15 protein-coding genes and 2 pseudogenes are annotated in these 17,167 nt (G+C 60.3%); 7 read left to right on the top strand and 10 right to left on the bottom strand.

Annotated elements, in window-relative coordinates; genetic code table 11:
* Window positions 1-80: 80 nt before the first annotated feature.
* From mgtE to NKI16_RS02425, 3 genes are all read right to left on the bottom strand, one after another.
* Window positions 81-1,478 (bottom strand): magnesium transporter, encoded by a 1,398-nt coding sequence (mgtE, locus tag NKI16_RS02435; protein WP_502897560.1) that lies wholly within the window; start codon window positions 1,476-1,478, stop codon window positions 81-83.
* Window positions 1,479-1,827: 349 nt separating this feature from the next.
* On the bottom strand, window positions 1,828-2,310 hold the full coding sequence (locus NKI16_RS02430) for an SRPBCC family protein (RefSeq protein ID WP_352624786.1): 483 nt from the start codon (window positions 2,308-2,310) through the stop codon (window positions 1,828-1,830).
* A complete protein-coding gene (locus NKI16_RS02425) occupies window positions 2,307-2,624 on the bottom strand; it encodes an ArsR/SmtB family transcription factor (protein WP_023676569.1) in 318 nt (105 codons plus the stop codon). The genes NKI16_RS02430 and NKI16_RS02425 overlap by 4 nt, the downstream gene beginning before the upstream one ends.
* Before the next feature lie 344 nt (window positions 2,625-2,968).
* On the opposite strand from NKI16_RS02425, the gene NKI16_RS02420 reads away from it, so the two are divergent.
* Window positions 2,969-3,880, top strand: a complete 912-nt coding sequence (locus NKI16_RS02420) for a phosphatase PAP2 family protein (protein WP_352624788.1) — start codon at window positions 2,969-2,971, stop codon at window positions 3,878-3,880.
* Window positions 3,881-4,155: 275 nt separating this feature from the next.
* On the opposite strand, the gene NKI16_RS02415 is transcribed toward NKI16_RS02420, so the two are convergent.
* The 6 genes and pseudogenes from NKI16_RS02415 to NKI16_RS02390 form a co-directional block, all read right to left on the bottom strand.
* Window positions 4,156-5,223: a cyclic nucleotide-gated potassium channel gene (locus NKI16_RS02415; RefSeq protein ID WP_352922233.1), complete on the bottom strand. Its 1,068-nt coding sequence runs from the start codon at window positions 5,221-5,223 to the stop codon at window positions 4,156-4,158.
* Between the two features lie 189 nt (window positions 5,224-5,412).
* Window positions 5,413-5,778, bottom strand: coding sequence for a 4a-hydroxytetrahydrobiopterin dehydratase (locus tag NKI16_RS02410; RefSeq protein ID WP_023676573.1), 366 nt, complete (start codon window positions 5,776-5,778; stop codon window positions 5,413-5,415).
* Between the two features lie 49 nt (window positions 5,779-5,827).
* A pseudogene (locus NKI16_RS02405) lies at window positions 5,828-5,902 on the bottom strand (NADH-quinone oxidoreductase subunit D-related protein); the annotation flags it as partial.
* 42 nt (window positions 5,903-5,944) lie between these two features.
* Complete coding sequence (gene groL, locus NKI16_RS02400) at window positions 5,945-7,588, bottom strand: chaperonin GroEL (RefSeq protein WP_023676574.1); 1,644 nt, start codon at window positions 7,586-7,588, stop codon at window positions 5,945-5,947.
* 50 nt (window positions 7,589-7,638) lie between these two features.
* A complete protein-coding gene (locus NKI16_RS02395; RefSeq protein ID WP_023676575.1) occupies window positions 7,639-7,953 on the bottom strand; it encodes a co-chaperone GroES in 315 nt (104 codons plus the stop codon).
* Between the two features lie 640 nt (window positions 7,954-8,593).
* A complete protein-coding gene (locus NKI16_RS02390; RefSeq protein WP_352624791.1) occupies window positions 8,594-9,031 on the bottom strand; it encodes a hypothetical protein in 438 nt (145 codons plus the stop codon).
* Window positions 9,032-9,442: 411 nt separating this feature from the next.
* On the opposite strand from NKI16_RS02390, the gene NKI16_RS02385 reads away from it, so the two are divergent.
* From NKI16_RS02385 to NKI16_RS02360, 6 genes and pseudogenes are all read left to right on the top strand, one after another.
* Entirely contained in the window at window positions 9,443-9,817 is a 375-nt protein-coding gene (locus NKI16_RS02385; RefSeq protein ID WP_023676577.1) for a DUF1488 family protein, read from the top strand.
* 50 nt (window positions 9,818-9,867) lie between these two features.
* On the top strand, window positions 9,868-10,053 hold the full coding sequence (locus NKI16_RS02380; protein ID WP_023676578.1) for a DUF3606 domain-containing protein: 186 nt from the start codon (window positions 9,868-9,870) through the stop codon (window positions 10,051-10,053).
* 371 nt (window positions 10,054-10,424) lie between these two features.
* Window positions 10,425-11,081 (top strand): ABC transporter ATP-binding protein, encoded by a 657-nt coding sequence (locus NKI16_RS02375; RefSeq protein ID WP_352624793.1) that lies wholly within the window; start codon window positions 10,425-10,427, stop codon window positions 11,079-11,081.
* Window positions 11,081-13,489, top strand: coding sequence for an ABC transporter permease (locus NKI16_RS02370; protein ID WP_023676581.1), 2,409 nt, complete (start codon window positions 11,081-11,083; stop codon window positions 13,487-13,489). Before NKI16_RS02375 ends, NKI16_RS02370 begins: the two co-directional genes overlap by 1 nt.
* Window positions 13,479-14,534, top strand: coding sequence for a lipocalin-like domain-containing protein (locus NKI16_RS02365; RefSeq protein WP_023676582.1), 1,056 nt, complete (start codon window positions 13,479-13,481; stop codon window positions 14,532-14,534). Before NKI16_RS02370 ends, NKI16_RS02365 begins: the two co-directional genes overlap by 11 nt.
* Window positions 14,535-15,562: 1,028 nt before the next feature.
* Window positions 15,563-15,821 (top strand): annotated as a pseudogene (locus tag NKI16_RS02360) (pyocin activator PrtN family protein).
* Window positions 15,822-16,505: 684 nt separating this feature from the next.
* On the opposite strand, the gene NKI16_RS02355 reads toward NKI16_RS02360, so the two are convergent.
* On the bottom strand, window positions 16,506-16,649 hold the full coding sequence (locus NKI16_RS02355; protein WP_301942484.1) for a transposase domain-containing protein: 144 nt from the start codon (window positions 16,647-16,649) through the stop codon (window positions 16,506-16,508).
* Between the last annotated feature and the right edge of the window lie 518 nt (window positions 16,650-17,167).

Raw genomic sequence — 17,167 nt, 5'->3', positions numbered from 1 at the left:
AGGCGCGTACCAGAATCGGCGGACAAGGCACCTTTCAAAGCCTCGCATGGCATTTACGTAAAAGTCAATTGAGGTGACGTTCAACGCACGCCGAACCACCATGTGGCGAGCCCGAGAAAGGCAAAGAAACCGACGACATCGGTGACCGTGGTGACGAAAACCGCCGATGCCACAGCCGGATCGATCTTGAAGCGGTCGAGCAGCAGCGGGATAAGGATGCCCGCCAGAGCCGCCACGAACATGTTGATGATCATCGCAGCAGCGATGATGCCGCCGAGATTGCGATCGTGGAACCAGGCAGCAGCCACGAGGCCGATCAGGATGGCAAAGATGATGCCGTTGATGAAGCCCACCCCGATTTCGCGGCGGATGATGCGGCCGGCATTGTAGATGTCGAGGTCCCTGGTCGCCAGCGCCCGCACCGTGACCGTCATGGTCTGCGAGCCGGCATTGCCGCCCATGCCGGCGACGATCGGCATCAGCACCGCCAGCGCCACGATATGCTCGATGGTGCGGTCGAACAGGCCGATCACCGAGGCCGCCAGGAAAGCCGTCAAAAGATTGACCAGCAGCCAGGGCACGCGCGAGCGCGAGGTCGAAAAGATGCTGTCCGAGAGTTCTTCGTCGCCGACGCCGCCCATGCGCAGCAGATCTTCCTCGGCCTCCTGCTGGATGACGTCGACGACGTCGTCGATGGTCAGCACGCCGACCAGCCGCTCGTTCTCGTCGACGACGGCGGCGGACAGAAGATCGTATTGTTCGAATTCGCGTGCCGCCTCCTCCTGGTCCATGGTGGCCGGGATGGCATGCCTGGTCTCATGCATGACCTCTTCGACCTTGACCGAGCGCTTGGTACGCAGGATCTGGTCGAGGTCGATGGCGCCGAGCAGCTTGAAGCTCGGATCGATGACGAAGATCTGGCTGAAACGGTCGGGAAGATTGTTGTCCTCGCGCATGTAGTCGATGGTCTGGCCGATCGTCCAGAACGGCGGCACCGCGACGAACTCGGTCTGCATGCGGCGGCCGGCGGTCTCTTCGGGATAGTCGAGCGAACGCCGCAGCCTGATCCGCTCGGTGAACGGCAGTCGCGACAGGATCTCGTCCTGGTCCTCCTGGTCGAGGTCTTCGAGAATGTAGACCGCGTCATCGGAATCGAGATCCTGCACCGCCTGGGCGATCTGCGCATTGGGCAGACTGTCGACGATGTCGCGGCGGATCGCCTCGTCAACCTCGGTCAGCGCGGAAAAATCGAAATCCTTGCCCAGCAATTCGACCAGCGCGCGTCGCTGTTCCGGGTGCAGGGCCTCGAGCAGGTGGCCGAGTTCCGACTGGTGCAGATCGTCGACTTCACGCTTCAGCGTCAACGTATCGCGATCGGCAATCGCGGCACCGATCTGGGCGAGGAACGACGACAGGATGACGCCGTCCTCGTCATAGATGTCGGCGCGGCGCTCCTCGGCGGCCCTGGCGCCGGTCATCTGTTCGTCCTGGCCTTCCACCAGCGCCTCCCGCCATCGGATTTCCGGATAAGGTGCCTGTCAGGTCTAACGCATGACCCTGACAATCGGAATCGATTTTGCGAAAGGACCATGCACAACGACAAATTGCTACAGCGCCGTTCGCGCGTCCAAACGACGCGGCGCATACCGGATGGTAGGAGGAGAGGACGTTCTACAAACCTGCGGCGCTGCAAACCTTCGCCGCGGCAGGTAAAGGGCAGCGTATCTCCCCGCCCCGGTCAACCAGATGGGCAGATCGACACCGATTCAAAACGGCGAGGCCGACAGTGCGAGGGCCTCGCTGGTATTGGACTGGAAAGCTTCCCGATCAGGCGGCGTGGCGCTTGGCCTCAGCCGCATAGCGGTCCAGGAGACCGCTCCAGCCACCCTCCGATTCGAAGGCCTCGCGCATCGCCTCTGCGGTTTCGCCCATGTTCTCCAGAAGCCTGTGCTCGAGTTCCACACGCGTCGCGTTCTCGCCGAGCGCGACAAAGCGGATCTCGACTTCGGTCAGCAATGCCGGATCGTAGCGCCAGCCGGCTCCAATGCGCCAGGCGAGCGTCAGCCTGGACGGCGGATCCCAGGCGAGAACCTCGCCCCAATCGCATTGTGACCCATCCTCGCCAATCTCGTACCAGCGGCCGCCGGCTTTCGGTTCGATCACCGCGGTCGTCAGGGCGGATTTGCCGATCGAGTGCGAAGCCGGCCACCAGTGCCCGAATCCTGTGGTGAACACATCGAATGCCTTGTCGAGCGGCACCTCCACCGTCACCGACTTCCTGACCGGCGCGGGCTTGATCATGGTCGTCATTTCCTCTTCTCCTTGCTGTTGTCGACTTCCCGTTTGAAGGCGTCGAGCGCATCGCCCCACATGCGGTCGAGCCAGGCGCGCATCTCGCCGAGCCCATGCGGGTCGAGATGATAGATGTTGCTGGCACCTTTCGGCTCTGCGCGGACCAGCCGGGCTTCCTTCAAAACCTTGAGGTGCTGCGATACCGCCGGCTGCGAGACCGGAAGCACTCGCGTCAGATCGATGACCGAGCGTGGCCGATCGGCGATGAGCTCGAACACCTTGCGGCGCGTCGGATCGGCCAAGGCCACCATTCCTGCATAATCATAAATCATGACTTATGATAAGCTAAAACTTATGATATGTCAAACAGGGAGCGGTGGACCGTGTTCAAGCAACCGGCAGGCTCGGCCCCGAGGCTCCGGGGCAATTCCTTGACGCGGGGGCATGGACAGCGATGCGGATGCAAGACTGCTCAGGGAATCAATCCACCGCATGCGGGCCAGCCGGCAAATGTCGACCACCGGGGAAAAGTAAACCTGGCGGCAAGGTTTTTACCTTATCGGTGTTTGTGTCTCTCCGGCGAAACGTTAAGAACGGGTAAATTGGTTTGGCCCTAACCACGGAAGCCTCTCGCTACAGGCCCTCCGCCATATGGCAATTGCGCCTCTCCTTGTTCATGGCGACATACATTTTAGGCGCATCTGCACTATATCCAGAAGTATTCTATACGTCAGCCTTAATCTATTCTCACAAGTTTCTTGTTGGCATTCCGGTGTTGTTTATCGGTGGCGTCTGCTGTGCCGCGCTAATCCATGGCCGGCGGCAACCGGTTCGCTACGCACTGGATTTGGTTCAAGGGCGCTGGCGCGGTTGTCTGCTGGTGCTGCTGTTCTGCTTTGCCAGCTTGACCGCGTTCTCTACCTACAAGATCGCCATCCCGTCCGTCGTCCCATACTATGCCGACAACTGGTTGGCCGACGCTGATGAATGGCTGCACGGGATGCCGCCATGGGAGATCGTCCATAAGCTCGACAGCAACAATTGGTCGTTCGTCGTCTTCAACAGCTATGAAGTCATTTGGTTTTACCAGTGGTTCGGCACCATCCTTTTCGTGTCGCTCTGGTCGGACGAGATTGCCCGCATCCGCTATCTCTGCGCAGCAGCGCTGACGCTGTCCGCACTCGGAACGGTCTTGGCCCTGGCGCTGGCATCGGTCGGACCGGTTTACTACCACCACTTTGTCGGCGTGGATCGCTTCCACGGATTGAATGCGGCCTTGGACAGGCTGGACCATAGTTACATGGTGCGGGAACCCGCGGCATATCTCCTGATGGCTTACCAAAGCGGCCGGCCAAGTCTTGGCGGCGGCATCTCGGCCATGCCAAGCATGCATGTCGCCTTTGCCGCATTGAACGCCTATTTGCTGTCATCGATCAATCGCTGGCTTGGCGTTCCGGGTTGGACCTTTGCAGCCCTGATCCTGTACGGATCGGTGTTCACTGGCTGGCACTATGCCGTGGACGGCTACGCATCGATCGTTGTTGTATCGGTGATCTGGTGGGCGACCGGACGCCTGGTGCGCGAATAGTTATGTGCGCTTTTCGATAGATGGCCATGCCCGCCGATGGCCACTTCGCATAAGCCAAACTCGCGACCGCAATCAGGCAAACAGCACGTGCCCTGACAAGGACGCTCCCTGCCGTGCTCGAATTCAACGGGCAAGAGATTCCACTTTCGAATTCGATTTGTATTGAGGGTGGTTCGGCAGCGGCAGAGCATGTAGTTCCAGCCAGCCGCCATCGGCAGGCAATTGGCCGCCTTGGCATCGCATCCTCCTCCTGACGAACACCTAGTCTAATACGGTCAACCGTTAGGCGCCGCGCCACGCCGCTCGAGCGCGGTCTTGCGGATGATTTCTGCGATCTCCGGGCTGCTGCTGCACAGCATCTGGAAATCCGCCGAGTGTAGCGACAGGAGTGAGACCACCGTTGTGGCGCTGACGGTCGCCGAGCGCGGTTCGCCGGTGATCAGCGCCATCTCGCCGAAGAAGGCGCCAGGGCCCAGCTCCACCGGGTACGGCGTCGCGACGCTGACGCGCCCCTCCACGACGAAGAACATCTGATCACCGGTCTCGCCATTGCGGCAGATCACAGCGCCCGCCGGCACGATGCGAGGTCGTAATGCGCGCACGATCTCGACTAGCGTGGCCGGGCCGAGCTTCTGAAACAACGGCACGGCGGCGATCAATTGCCAATTGCGGACGAAATCCTCGCGACGGACTTCTTGATAAAAGCCGGTGGCAAGAATGCCAGCCCAGAGCGCGAAGATGCCGATGCCACTCATCATGACCGCCCCGGCAAGGACGCGGCCGGCGAAGCTTTCCGGAATAGCGTCGCCATAGCCGGTGGTGGACAGCGTGACCACCGCCCACCACATTGCCTGGGGGATGCTGCCGAACTGTTGCGGTTGGACGTCGCGCTCGAGGACATAGGCTGCGAGCGCAAAACCGAAAAGAACGATGCCGAAGACCGTGGCGACGCCGATCAGGTTGCGCGCTTCGTTGGTCAGGATTCTGCCCAGCAGCGGGAAGAAAGTTGAATCGCGCAGCGGTTTCAGCAGCCAGACAGCACAGTAGAGGCTCCGGTCGGGCGTGCCGACGAGCAGAAATGCGGCGAGTGGAACCAAAACCGCGAGCACATCAATGGCGATTGCCGGCGTCCTGTCCCGAACGTCTCCCGCCCGGCGCTTGAGCAGTTTCTCGGCCAATTCCAGGAGATAGACGCCCCAAATGACCGCGAGCACGGCAGCCAAAGCCAGTCTGCTTCGTCCGGACAGGTCCGGTGTCGTGAGCGTAGCCACCGCCACAAGCCCAGTCGCAGCCAGCACCGCGTTGAGCGGCGCGCAAATTCTTAAGGAAGGCAGTACCGACATTCTATGCCCCGAGCGGATACTACCCTCCAGAATAGGATGCCTTCAAGGCAAGCGCAAAGGTGCTTATTTTCGCTGCGATCGTCGCTGGACCATAGGCCATGAACCATCCGATCACGGGCGAGATCGAGCTGCCCCTCGACGGATGTGTGGCATAAACGACCTCACTTGATTGGCAATGGATTTGCCGTGTCACCGTTGGCGGTCGAGGGGCCGCCCCGCGCGATCGAGCATCCGATCGATCTTGCTCGCCATGATGAAATCGTTCTCGTGCAGTCCTTTGATCTTCTTGGTGCTCAGGGAAACCGTCACATAACCCCAGCCGAAGCTGATGTCGGGGTGATGGCCCTCGGTTTCGGCGAGCTCACCGATCTCCTGAACAAGGGTGAGCGCGTCCCGGAAATTGCGGCATCGAAAGCTCCGCTGGATGCGGTGGGCATCGTCACCCAGCTCCCAATCAGGAGCCTGTGCCTGGAAGCGTTGGGCTTCATCACGCGTGAGCGGCGGGACGCCGCCGCGACAAGGCGTACATGTTTTCTCGGCAAGAGTGTCGGTCATGTTCTTGTCTCCAAGACCATTTTTAGCAGCAAATACGACAGCGACGAGCCTATCGATCGATCTCCCCGAACACGATGTCGAGCGAACCGATGATCGCCGAGATATCGGCTCGCATGTGCCCGCGTCGCTGGCCTTCCGTCGTCCTGGCTATAGTTTCAGGCGCCGCTCAGTAGTCCATTCCGCCCATTCCGCCCATACCTCCCGCGCCACCCATAGCGGGCGAAACCTTCTGCCGAATGTCCGCGATCATTGCTTCAGCGGTGATCAGGAGCGCGGCAATCGAGCCGGCATCCTGCAGGGCCGTCCGAACGACCTTGGCGGGGTCGACGATACCGGCCTTGATCATGTCGACATAGACTTCGTTCTGGGCGTCGAAGCCCTGATTGTGATCCTTGCTGTCGGAGAGCTTGCCGACGACGATCGAACCTTCAACGCCGGAATTCTCGGCAATCTGGCGGATCGGCGCTTCAAGTGCTCTCAGCACAATCGAAATACCTGCCGTCATGTCAGCATTCGCGCCAGTAAGCTCAGTCAAAGCTGCCTTGGCGCGCAAAAGCGCAACACCGCCGCCGGCAACGATGCCTTCTTCCACGGCTGCACGAGTGGCGTTCAGCGCATCATCGATGCGGTCCTTCTTTTCCTTGACTTCCGTCTCGGTCGCGCCGCCGACGCGAATGACAGCAACGCCGCCAGCCAGCTTGGCGAGACGTTCCTGGAGTTTCTCCTTGTCGTAATCCGAGGACGTTTCCTCGATCTGCAACTTGATCTGCTGGACGCGCGCCTGGATGGTGGCTTTCTCGCCGGCGCCGTCGATGATCGTCGTCGTATCCTTCTCGATGAGCACGCGCTTAGCCCGCCCGAGCATGTCGATCGTGACGTTCTCGAGTTTGATGCCGAGATCCTCGGAAATCATCTGGCCGGCGGTGAGCACGGCAATGTCTTCCAGCATCGCCTTGCGCCGGTCACCGAAGCCTGGCGCCTTGACGGCTGCGACCTTGAGGCCGCCGCGCAGCTTGTTGACGACCAGCGTTGCTAGCGCCTCGCCTTCGACGTCTTCCGAGATGATCAGCAGCGGCTTACCGCTTTGCACCACAGCTTCGAGGATCGGCAGCAACGCCTGCAAATTGCCGAGCTTCTTCTCATGGATGAGAACGTAAGGGTCCTCCAGCTCCGCGCGCATCTTCTCGGCATCGGTGACGAAATAGGGCGAGAGATAGCCACGGTCGAACTGCATGCCTTCGACGACATCGAGTTCGGTTTCGGCTGTCTTGGCTTCTTCGACGGTGATCACGCCCTCATTGCCGACCTTGTTCATCGCCTTGGCGATCATGGCGCCGACCGACGCGTCGCCATTGGCGGCGATCGTACCAACCTGGGCGATCTCGTCCGAAGATTTGACTTTCCTGGCCCTGGCTTGAATGTCCTTCACCACAGCAGCCACAGCAAGATCGATGCCGCGCTTGAGATCCATCGGGTTCATGCCCGCGGCAACGAATTTGGCACCTTCGCGCAGGATGGAAGCGGCCAGCACCGTGGCTGTCGTCGTGCCGTCGCCGGCGAGGTCGTTGGTCTTCGAGGCCACTTCGCGCACCATCTGGGCGCCCATGTTCTCGAACTTGTCGGCAAGCTCGATTTCCTTGGCGACGGCGACACCATCCTTGGTGATGCGCGGCGCGCCATAGGCCTTGTCGATGACGACATTGCGGCCTTTGGGGCCGAGCGTCACCTTAACGGCGTTGTTCAGAATTTCGACGCCGCGAAGCATCCGGTCGCGGGCATCGGTAGCGAATTTGATTTCCTTGGCAGACATGATTTTACGTCCAGTTCAGTCTTGAAATTGCGGGATCGGAAATCGCCCGGTCAGGCGGCTTTCTTGGCCGCTTTGATCTTCTCGACGATGCCCAAAATGTCGCTCTCCTTCATGATCAGGAGGTCCTCGCCGTCGATCTTGACCTCGGTGCCGGACCATTGGCCGAACAGGATGAGATCGCCGGCCTTGACGTCGAGCGGGATCAGCTTGCCGCTCTCGTCACGCGAGCCCGGGCCCACGGCGATCACTTCGCCTTCCTGAGGCTTTTCCTTGGCGGTGTCGGGAATAATGATCCCGCCCTTGGATTTGGTATCGCCTTCCGCGCGCCGAATGACGACGCGGTCGTGGAGTGGCCGGAATTTCATTGGGGGTTCTTTCTGCCGCCGCACATAGAGCGACTGCAACACTTAACATAGCCCCTTTGGCACTCGAATGATAGGAGTGCCAAATTTTTAATTCCTCAAACCGAAAATATTTGAAATGAAATCAGTCGTTTTTACCGGCGCTTTTGGCCGTCCGAAAGGCGGAGCCATAAGCAATTTTATTGTAATTCATCCCTCTTAATTTTGCCGACAACAGACTATATTAATCCGCAATTACGAGACAAACCTATCGAGCCTTGATTGAATGTGCATCGAGAGATATATACAGTTCGCGAAAATTTGGCACGATTTGGCTTTCCCGGTCCCGATCGACATAGGTCCGCGACCTTCGACCCACCATGAAGCACCGAATTTTCGACAGCGAATGTATAGCGCTTATCCGGCGCGCATGTCGCTCTGTTCGAGCCTTTGAACCACGGCGCTGACCACGGATGTACTGGCAGCATTGGGATCTTTCCGGTTCGGATGGAAAAGATGCAGGAGGGGCGTCGGCGTGCTCCTGCGGAAAGCCGCACCCCCTCATGCAACGCAGCCTCCCCGCGTGGGGAGCGCTTGCCCGCGCTACGGCGGCGGCTTTCCATGCGAGCCGCTTCAAAAATGATGCTGCGAAACGGCTCCGGCTTTATCCGACGAACGCCTCACGCATCCGAGCGAACATGCCGGGCTGTCTCCGGGCAATCGCCGCACGGATGTGACGGGCGGCCGTTACGGCGCTCACCGTCGCGCCGAAATGACAATAGCAGATGATCTCATGCAATTGCCTGTCGGTCAGTTCGAAGAACCGCTTCGCTTCGCCGTAGTTGTCGCTTTCCAACCCGGCGGCGCGGAGGACAGGATCCTCGAAAGCGACTGAGATCGGCGAGCCGTCGCCGCGCATGGCCCCGCGTGATCTAACCGGCTGATACTCGGTTTGGTGTAGCGTCGAGAGTCGCCGGTCAGGGTTCCGTTCAAGGAGCTCCGCCCAGCGTTCAAGACGTTCGCTGCGCGACATGGCCTGGCGCAGGTAGTCCTGATCGATCTCGGCGACGATCTGCAGTTGCTCAAGCGTCTGGTGCTTCATTTTAGCCTCCTATTCGGACGATAGTTGGCCCACCCATATCCTTCTTATACCTGCGGCCAGCGTGACTCCGACCGATCGTGAAGTCCAATCACGATGATGCTGGGAGGGCTTCCCCCCACAAAAATGCGGAGGCTTCGCAAAGATCCGGCCATTAATTTGGCGAACGCGGTCAAATGCGCGGCTGTTCGACGATGTCGGTCTGGAGTCCGTGCCGATCGAGGTGATCGACGGCAGAGTCTGTGCTGGAGTAGCCCGGCTCCATCGCTGGCCGGGCAGCGGGATCAAGCGAGTGGCAGTTTAGCTTCGAAACCGCCGTAATTCTGAACGCGCACAATGCGAAGAGACGCAAGGCCGCGAGCCTGCAACAGACGTTCGCTACGCGGTTCTTGACGGCTTGAGGTATGTTCAACCTTGGCGCTGACTTTTCCGAACCGAAGCCGCAGCTACGACGAGGCCGGACAATACCTCCATTTTCTCGGCTACGATGGCATGTTTGAAATGCCGTTCTTGATTGAGATTGAAGCGCTCGCGAACGCAAAACCGGAAGCAGCCACAGCCGAAGCGGGTTATTTGGCGACCTTCGATGCATCAAGGGACTCCATTCGTGATGTCGCGCGGAAAGCTTCCTCCCACGGCCGCAAGAACGTGTACCAGCCCAGAAGACCTCGACGCTTCGAACGGCGGACGAGCAAAGCGTTCCCCGTAAGGGATCGGCTTATCCCTGCGACCGCGGAGTTGTGCGGTTTCGACATGGTTGGCGACTACGTCCTTGTCCCCGTCGATTAGAGGATTATCATTGACACGTTTGGGCGAGGCGATCGCCCATGGAGGTTGTCATGGCAGACGACAAGTCAAAGCGTGGTCCGCAAGACAGAGCACGGGTCGACGGTGGCGAAGACTATGAAGTCGGGTACCTCATGAAGAAGCACCATCTCGAACGGGCTGATGCCCTCAGGCTGGTAAAAAAGTATGGAAACAACCGCGCAAAGATCGAAGAGGAACTCTTTGCCCGAAAGGTTTGATCGCGTATTCCCGTGAGGCTGGCATAGAGCCAAGCACGCCTGAGTGTGACCAGGCTGCAGGCATAATCATGGCGCTTTTCAGCAACGGCATCGGCACTGCTGAGGAATTGAAGGCAGCGCTCCAGTTCCGTTTGGAGAGTGAGTTGCGACGGCACGGTCAACGCCTATCCCGCCTAGCTGAGAACCGCTCTAGATCGTAATTGTACATCGAATTCCAAGTGGAGGTCGCGTTAGATGCAAAACGCGAGCCTCTGAAGAAAACCATTGTCCAATTAAGGCAGTGGGTTTGGAGGCTGTATGAAAGGGGTCGTTGTTTGGCGCTATTTCACTGGCATGCCGTGTCAGAAGCACGCGGGCCTCCGGGGAGTAACATGCTGCTGAGGCTGGACCAGATCGACAAATTCTACCCCACTGGCGAAGGGCCGTTGCATGTTCTGCACGGGATCGATCTTTCGCTGGAGGCGGGCAAGAGCCTTGCGCTGACCGGCGAGTCTGGCAGCGGCAAGAGCACGCTTTTGCACCTCGTTGCAGGGCTCGACAGCCCTGATGCGGGAGAAATCCACCTTGGCGGTACCAATATTGTGGGGCTGAACGATACGGCCCTTGCCGCCCTGCGGCGGGGAACAGTCGGACTTGTGTTCCAGCAGTTCAACCTGATCCCTTCGCTTGATGTGGCAGCCAACCTTGCCTTTCAGGCTCGACTTGCCGGCCGTCCTGATCCGGCGTGGCTGAAGGTCCTTGCTGAACGGCTGGGCCTGGCCAAGGTCCTAACGCGCTACCCTGAACAGCTGTCGAGTGGGCAACAACAGCGGGTGGCGATTGGGCGGACCCTAGCCGTTCGGCCCCGGCTGGTTTTGGCCGATGAGCCCACGGGCAATCTCGATGAGGCAACAGGGGACGCTGTACTCGATCTTATGCTGTCGCTGGTGGCTGAAACGGGTGCCGCCCTGTTAATGGTTACCCATTCCAACCGTCTGGCAAACCGGCTGAACGCCCGCGTTCACCTGCACGCGGGACGGCTGGCTTGATGGTGTGGACCGGGTTGTCAGCGCTCTTGTCGCATTGGCGCAGGCGGCCTGTCCAACTGGCGATGCTGCTTTTGGGGCTATCGCTGGCAACGGCGTTGTGGTCAGCGATTCAGGCGATCAACGGTGAGGCGCGGGCGAGCTATGACCGTGCAGCGGCGATCCTTGGGCAGGACCGGCTCGCGCAACTGGTGCGTGAGGACGGGACCCGGATGGATCAACAGGTGTTTGTGAGACTGCGGCGAGCAGGCTGGCTGGCTTCGCCGGTGATTGAAGGTGAAATGCGGTTTGGGGATGTGCGGTTGCGCGTCCTCGGCATTGACCCACTGACTTTGCCGCCGCAGGCGCAGCAGGTGGATGTTGCAGTGGGTGATGAGCTATTGCCGTTCATCACGGCGCCCGGGGTGCTCTATGCAACTCCGGAAACCGCGGCACGACTAACCGAGCAAGCAACACCTCCCGTGCGCGTGGCCGAGGGTTTGCCGCCTGGCACAGTCCTCACCGACATCGGGCAGGCGCAGGTCTTGCTTGGGGCAAAGGACAAGATCTCTCGTCTTTTGCTCTGGCCGGACCAACCGATTGGCCGTGCCCCTCTAGAGGTGACAGCCCCCGGCCTGACCCTGCGCGAGCCGAGTGAAACGGGGGATCTTGCCAGGCTGACCGACAGTTTTCACCTGAACCTGACGGCTTTCGGTTTTCTTGCCTTTGCGGTGGGGCTCTTCATCGTGCATTCCGCCATCGGTCTGGCTTTTGAACAGCGCCGCCCGGTGTTTCGCACGCTGCGCGCACTGGGCTTGCCGGCCCGCGTGCTGGTCCTTTTGCTGATCGCCGAGCTGCTGATCTTCGCCCTCCTCGCGGGATTGGTGGGCGTGGCACTTGGCTATGTAGTCGCCTCGGCCCTTTTGCCCGACGTCGCCGCCACCCTGCGCGGACTTTACGGGGCCGATGTGCCGGGAACGCTGTCGATCCGCCCCGCAGTGTGGGCAGCGGGGCTGGCGATCGCGGTAATCGGCACGCTGGTAGCGGCCGCACAAAGCCTCTGGCGGCTATGGCACCTGCCGCTGCTTGCGCCGGCCCAGCCTCGGGCCTGGGCGCGGGCTTCGGAGCGGGCCCTGCGCGCGCAAGGCGTGGCTGCGATGGTGCTCCTGTTGACGGCGGCGGGAATTGCACACTTCGGATCCGGCCTCGAGGCGGGCTTTGCGCTTCTGGCGGCACTGCTGTTGGGGGCGGCACTGGCGCTGCCGCTCGTGCTGACGGGGATATTGCACCTTGGCGGCCGCTTGGCGCGTGGACCATTGGCTGAATGGTTTTGGGCCGACACGCGTCAACAGCTTCCCGGCCTGTCATTGGCGCTAATGGCACTGCTGCTTGCGCTGGCCGTCAATGTGGGCGTCAGCACGATGGTGTCGAGCTTTCGGCTGACCTTCACCGGCTGGCTCGATCAGCGTCTCGCCTCAGAGCTTTACGTGACCGCCCGCACCGAAGCAGAGGCCACGGCGATACGCGACTGGCTGGCCCAGCGCAGCGACGCGGTCCTGCCGATCTGGAGCATTGAGGGCCGGGTCGCAGGCCAGCCCGCGGCAATATACGGCGTGGCCGATCATGGCACCTATCGCGACAACTGGCCGATCCTCTCTGCAGTGCCGGGGGTGTGGGACCGGATCGCCACAGGCGACGGCGCCCTGATCAACGAACAACTGGCGCGGCGCCAGGAGTTGGGCTTAGGGGACCAGATCACGCTGCCCGGTGGCTGGCGGGCCAGCATCGTCGGCGTCTATGCCGACTATGGCAACCCGATCGGCCAAGTGATCATCGGGATCGACACACTGGTCCGGCACTACCCTGACGTCTCCCGCCTGCGCTATGCCATTCGGATTGCCCCCGGCAAGGCCGAAGCACTGGCTGCGGGTTTGCGGGCGGAATTCGGGCTGCCCGCGCAGAACGTGATTGACCAGGCCGGGATCAAGGTCTTTTCGCTCAAAGTGTTTGAGCGCACATTCAGAGTGACAGCCGCGCTGAATGTGCTGACGCTGGGAGTCGCGGGGCTGGCGATGTTTGCGAGCCTCATGACCCTGTCGGGGATGCGCCTACCGCAACTGGCGCCGGTCTGGGCCATGGGTCTGCCCCGCCGCCACCTCGTATGGCTGGAGCTTTGGCGCGGCTTGTTGTTGGCAGCCTTGACCATGCTGGCCGCTCTGCCTGTAGGTATCGGGCTCGCCTTTGTTCTACTGGCGGTGGTGAATGTGGAGGCTTTTGGCTGGCGTCTGCCGATGCACCTTTTTCCCGGTGACTGGGCGCGGCTGGCGGCGCTCGCGTTGCTGGCGGCCGGACTTGCAGCCGCCGTGCCTGCCTGGCGGCTGGCGCGTCTTTCGCCATCGGATTTGCTGAAGGTATTTGCACATGAGCGTTAGAGCATTGCTGATCTACATGAGCTTGGCCGCACCTGCCTTTGGCCAGGGTTTTGCTGGGCTTGGCACAGAGGCTGACGGGTTTTCAGTGCCGCAGCCGGGGACTGCATTCAACTTTCCGGCAGACCACGGCCCGCACCCCGGTTACCGGATCGAATGGTGGTATTTGACGGCCAACCTGCAAGCTGCGGATGGAGCGGACTTTGGCGTGCAATGGACTCTTTTCCGATCCGCCCTGGCCCCGGTGGAGCGGTCCGGCTGGTCTAGTCCGCAGCTTTGGATGGGCCATGCCGGGCTGACGACGCGAACGCACCAATTCGTGGCCGAACGGCTGGCACGGGGCGGCATCGGCCAGGCGGGGGTTTCGGCTGCACCCTTTGCGGCCTGGATTGACAATTGGCAGATGGCAGGTCGGGCCCTGCCAGAGGCGGATGCGCTGTCGGCGCTCGACCTGCACGCGGCGGGACAGGCGTTTTCCTACGAACTGGCACTGGACGCCAAAGGCCCTCTGGTGCCGCAGGGAGTGCAGGGCTACTCGGTGAAATCCGAGAAGGGGCAGGCGAGCTATTACTACTCGCAACCATTCTACCACGTGACCGGTACACTGACCCTTCCGGCGGGCGTGATCGCGGTGTCCGGTCAGGCGTGGTTGGACCACGAATGGTCCTCGCAGCCGCTGGCTGAGGATCAGACCGGGTGGGACTGGTTCTCCTTGCATTTCGACAGCGGCGAAAAGATGATGGGCTTTCGCCTGCGCGACGGAGGCGCGGGCTTTACATCGGCCACATGGATCAAGGCCGACGGCAGGCCGCAGCCGCAGGCCCCCGGCGCGCTAAGGGTGACGCCGCTCGAAACGGCGGCAGTCGCGGGACGTAGCGTGCCGATCCGCTGGAGGGTGCAATTGCCGGAAAACGGAGTGGATGTGACCATCCGGACGCTAAACCCAGAAGCCTGGATGGACACACGCTCTCCCTATTGGGAAGGCCCGATCCGATTTGAGGGAACCCATGCCGGGCGCGGCTATCTCGAGATGACAGGCTATGAGTGACTGGAGGACACTGCTCAATCGCGAGATCGCGACGGTTGGCGAATTGCCGAAAATGGAGAAGGTTAGTTTCCAGCGCCCTTCCCTCTACCACCACCTCAAACCCACTATCTCAGGTAATGGCTCTGGCGATGTAGCGGTCCTGCGCCGCCACCTACCACTACATGGCTCCGAATTGCGGATCGATGTTGCGTGGCCGGAGATGGGCGCGCATCTGCGTAGTGCAGAGTTGCCGCGAGCGTGTTTTCCGATTTCTACGTCGAAGCACCACCGCTGCACGCGTCAATCTTGTCGGTGTCGATCTCCATGCCAAGCAGTCTAACACGCGAAACGGCGTCTGCCGCGGTCCACACCGGATGGTTACGCTGCACGGCGCATTCTGCCGATGATTGAGGTTCATGAAGGCCTTCCCGCAAAATATGCGCCTTAATGCCCGGCCTCACGGCCTCACGCAATCCAGACATTTTCAAACTCGCCACACGAAAAAACCGCCTCGGTTAGACCGAGACGGTTATCGTACTATGACAGAAGTGGTTGCGGGGACACGCAACCACCGATACCGACATCATTGACGTGACGATTTGACAGGTCCAGGCCAGCATTGCAGGGAGGCGACTTGGTGGGCTCGGAGGGATTCGAACTCCGCGCTTGGAAAAGCGTCCCTCTCGTCTTCACCGTGCAGGCCGCTTACTCTGGGCGGCAGAGTGCCCTTCCGCGCTTCGCCAAACCTGCCGTGGGAAAAGCCTTGCCGTTTTTTCCGGCGGGGCTTTGATCAGATCGCGACTATTAGTGATTTATGCTGGAACTGGTTGCGGAGGTTGGAGTCGGACCGATTTGCGCCGATTAAGAAGCCCGTCAGCAAACGAACTCGGTCACAGCACTGTATTGGCGGTATCCCTCTAGCGACTTGAACGCCCCGGCCGTTGCTTAGGTCGCGCCCACCCTTTTGCACGCGCCCCCCTGCCCGGCCGTTGAACCCGTTGGGCGGCTTGCTAGTCTGCCAAGCTCCTAACAAGGGATAGCAACCTGGAATGAACACAGCACTGCTTTTGATGGCTCAGTATGGGCAAGGCGACCATACCGATCGATGACGTCTGCCGAGACTATTTCTCTCACCTGACGCCGCCGAAGTTGGTCCGAAAGATTTCCATGGGAGAAATTGCCCTTCCGCTCGTGCGGATCGAGGACAGCCAGAAGTGTGCCAAGGGCGTCCATCTCGCCGATTTGGTCACATACCTTGAGTTCCGTGCTGAGGCTGCAAGGAAGGAAATGAGGGGTCTCACGGAGTAGCGAGGGAGCGTGAATGAGAGTTTCATTCGGCGCCTGCCGTACACAGCCGCCGGCGGCTTATGGCCTGATGAGCGACGAAACTGGATCAACCGTTTCAAGGCCGGTACTGTATTGGTACAGCACGACTTCAACAAAGACGCGTAATCGATTGTCTGAACTGCATGTTTGCTGGGACCGCGTCCCATCTGATGTTGGACACGATGGTACAACTTTGCAGTATCAAACGAGGCGTTTCGCGAAATGATCCTACAGAACACGCACGTGTCCCTGCGACGAGCCGAAGCAGCGCACCGGCTGCGTGGAACACGCTGACGGGAGGGGCCTGAAAAAGAAGATTATTAGTCGGCTGCCGAGGTCATTATGAATTCAAATGCCGTCAGCTATTTGTACAGTTCTGGCTTACTCATTGCGCCAATAACTGCCTTTCGCCCTTCTGATAGTGATTGCAGACCCGCCTCGGCGGCGATTGCAGCCCGGTATCCGTCCAGCAGCTTGCTCCGGCCGGAATTCCGCTGAGTATTGAATGGATCCAGGCCTGGGCCTGCAGGCGATAGGCATCGGTGAAGCGAGGACGCCAGTCCGCGGGATAGGCCGTTCCTCGCGACAGACCCGAATTGATCTCGGTGCGCAGGGGCGAAAGCAGCGAGACCGTTGCGGTGGAAGCGTAAGCGCCTCGCGGATCGCCTATGGATTTGGGCTTGACGTTTTCCGGAATCGCCAGGGCATGAGTTCCTCGATCTGGGTTTGCGGATGGCCGTTGATGATGGCGTCGAGGGTTTCGGCGAGGTAGGCGACCGGGTTGACGTCGTTGAGCCTGCAGGTGGCCACGATGGAGGCGAGCAGCGCCCAGTTGTCGAACGTAGTGCTGTGCTGCGATTGTCGACAGTGTCCCAGGAGCCTCTTAGGGACTATTGCCTCCAACGATCCGTTGCTTTCCCCACCCCAACTTTCAAAATTGTGGTAAAGTCTCGACGTTGTTATTGGCTTTGAGCGAGCGGTGTGAGGGCGCTGGAGGCTACCATGCACTTCATTAAGCTCCTGGTTGGCTCAGCAATATTGACAGCATCGGGGGCAGCGTTTGCGGCAGAGGAGGTGTCTGTCGAGAGAGGACGGCTGGTTTCCATCATCAGCAGCTGTCACGACTGCCATACTGACGGCTACAGGGAAGCCGAAGGCGCACTCGACCCCACCAAGGCATTGAGAGGGAAAGTAATAGGTTGGCGGGGGCCGTGGGGCACAACGTATGCAAGCAATCTGAGATGGAGCGCGCAAGACCTTAGCGAAGACGGGTATGTAACCTACATCAAGACACTTCGCACATTGCCGCCGATGCCTTGGTACAACGT

Origin of the sequence: Mesorhizobium sp. M0698 (genome assembly GCF_040320455.1) — a bacterium.
Classification (GTDB): Bacteria; Pseudomonadota; Alphaproteobacteria; order Rhizobiales; family Rhizobiaceae; genus Mesorhizobium.
Note: the sequence above shows the minus strand (reverse complement) of the source record. Positions and strands in the feature narration are given on the sequence as shown.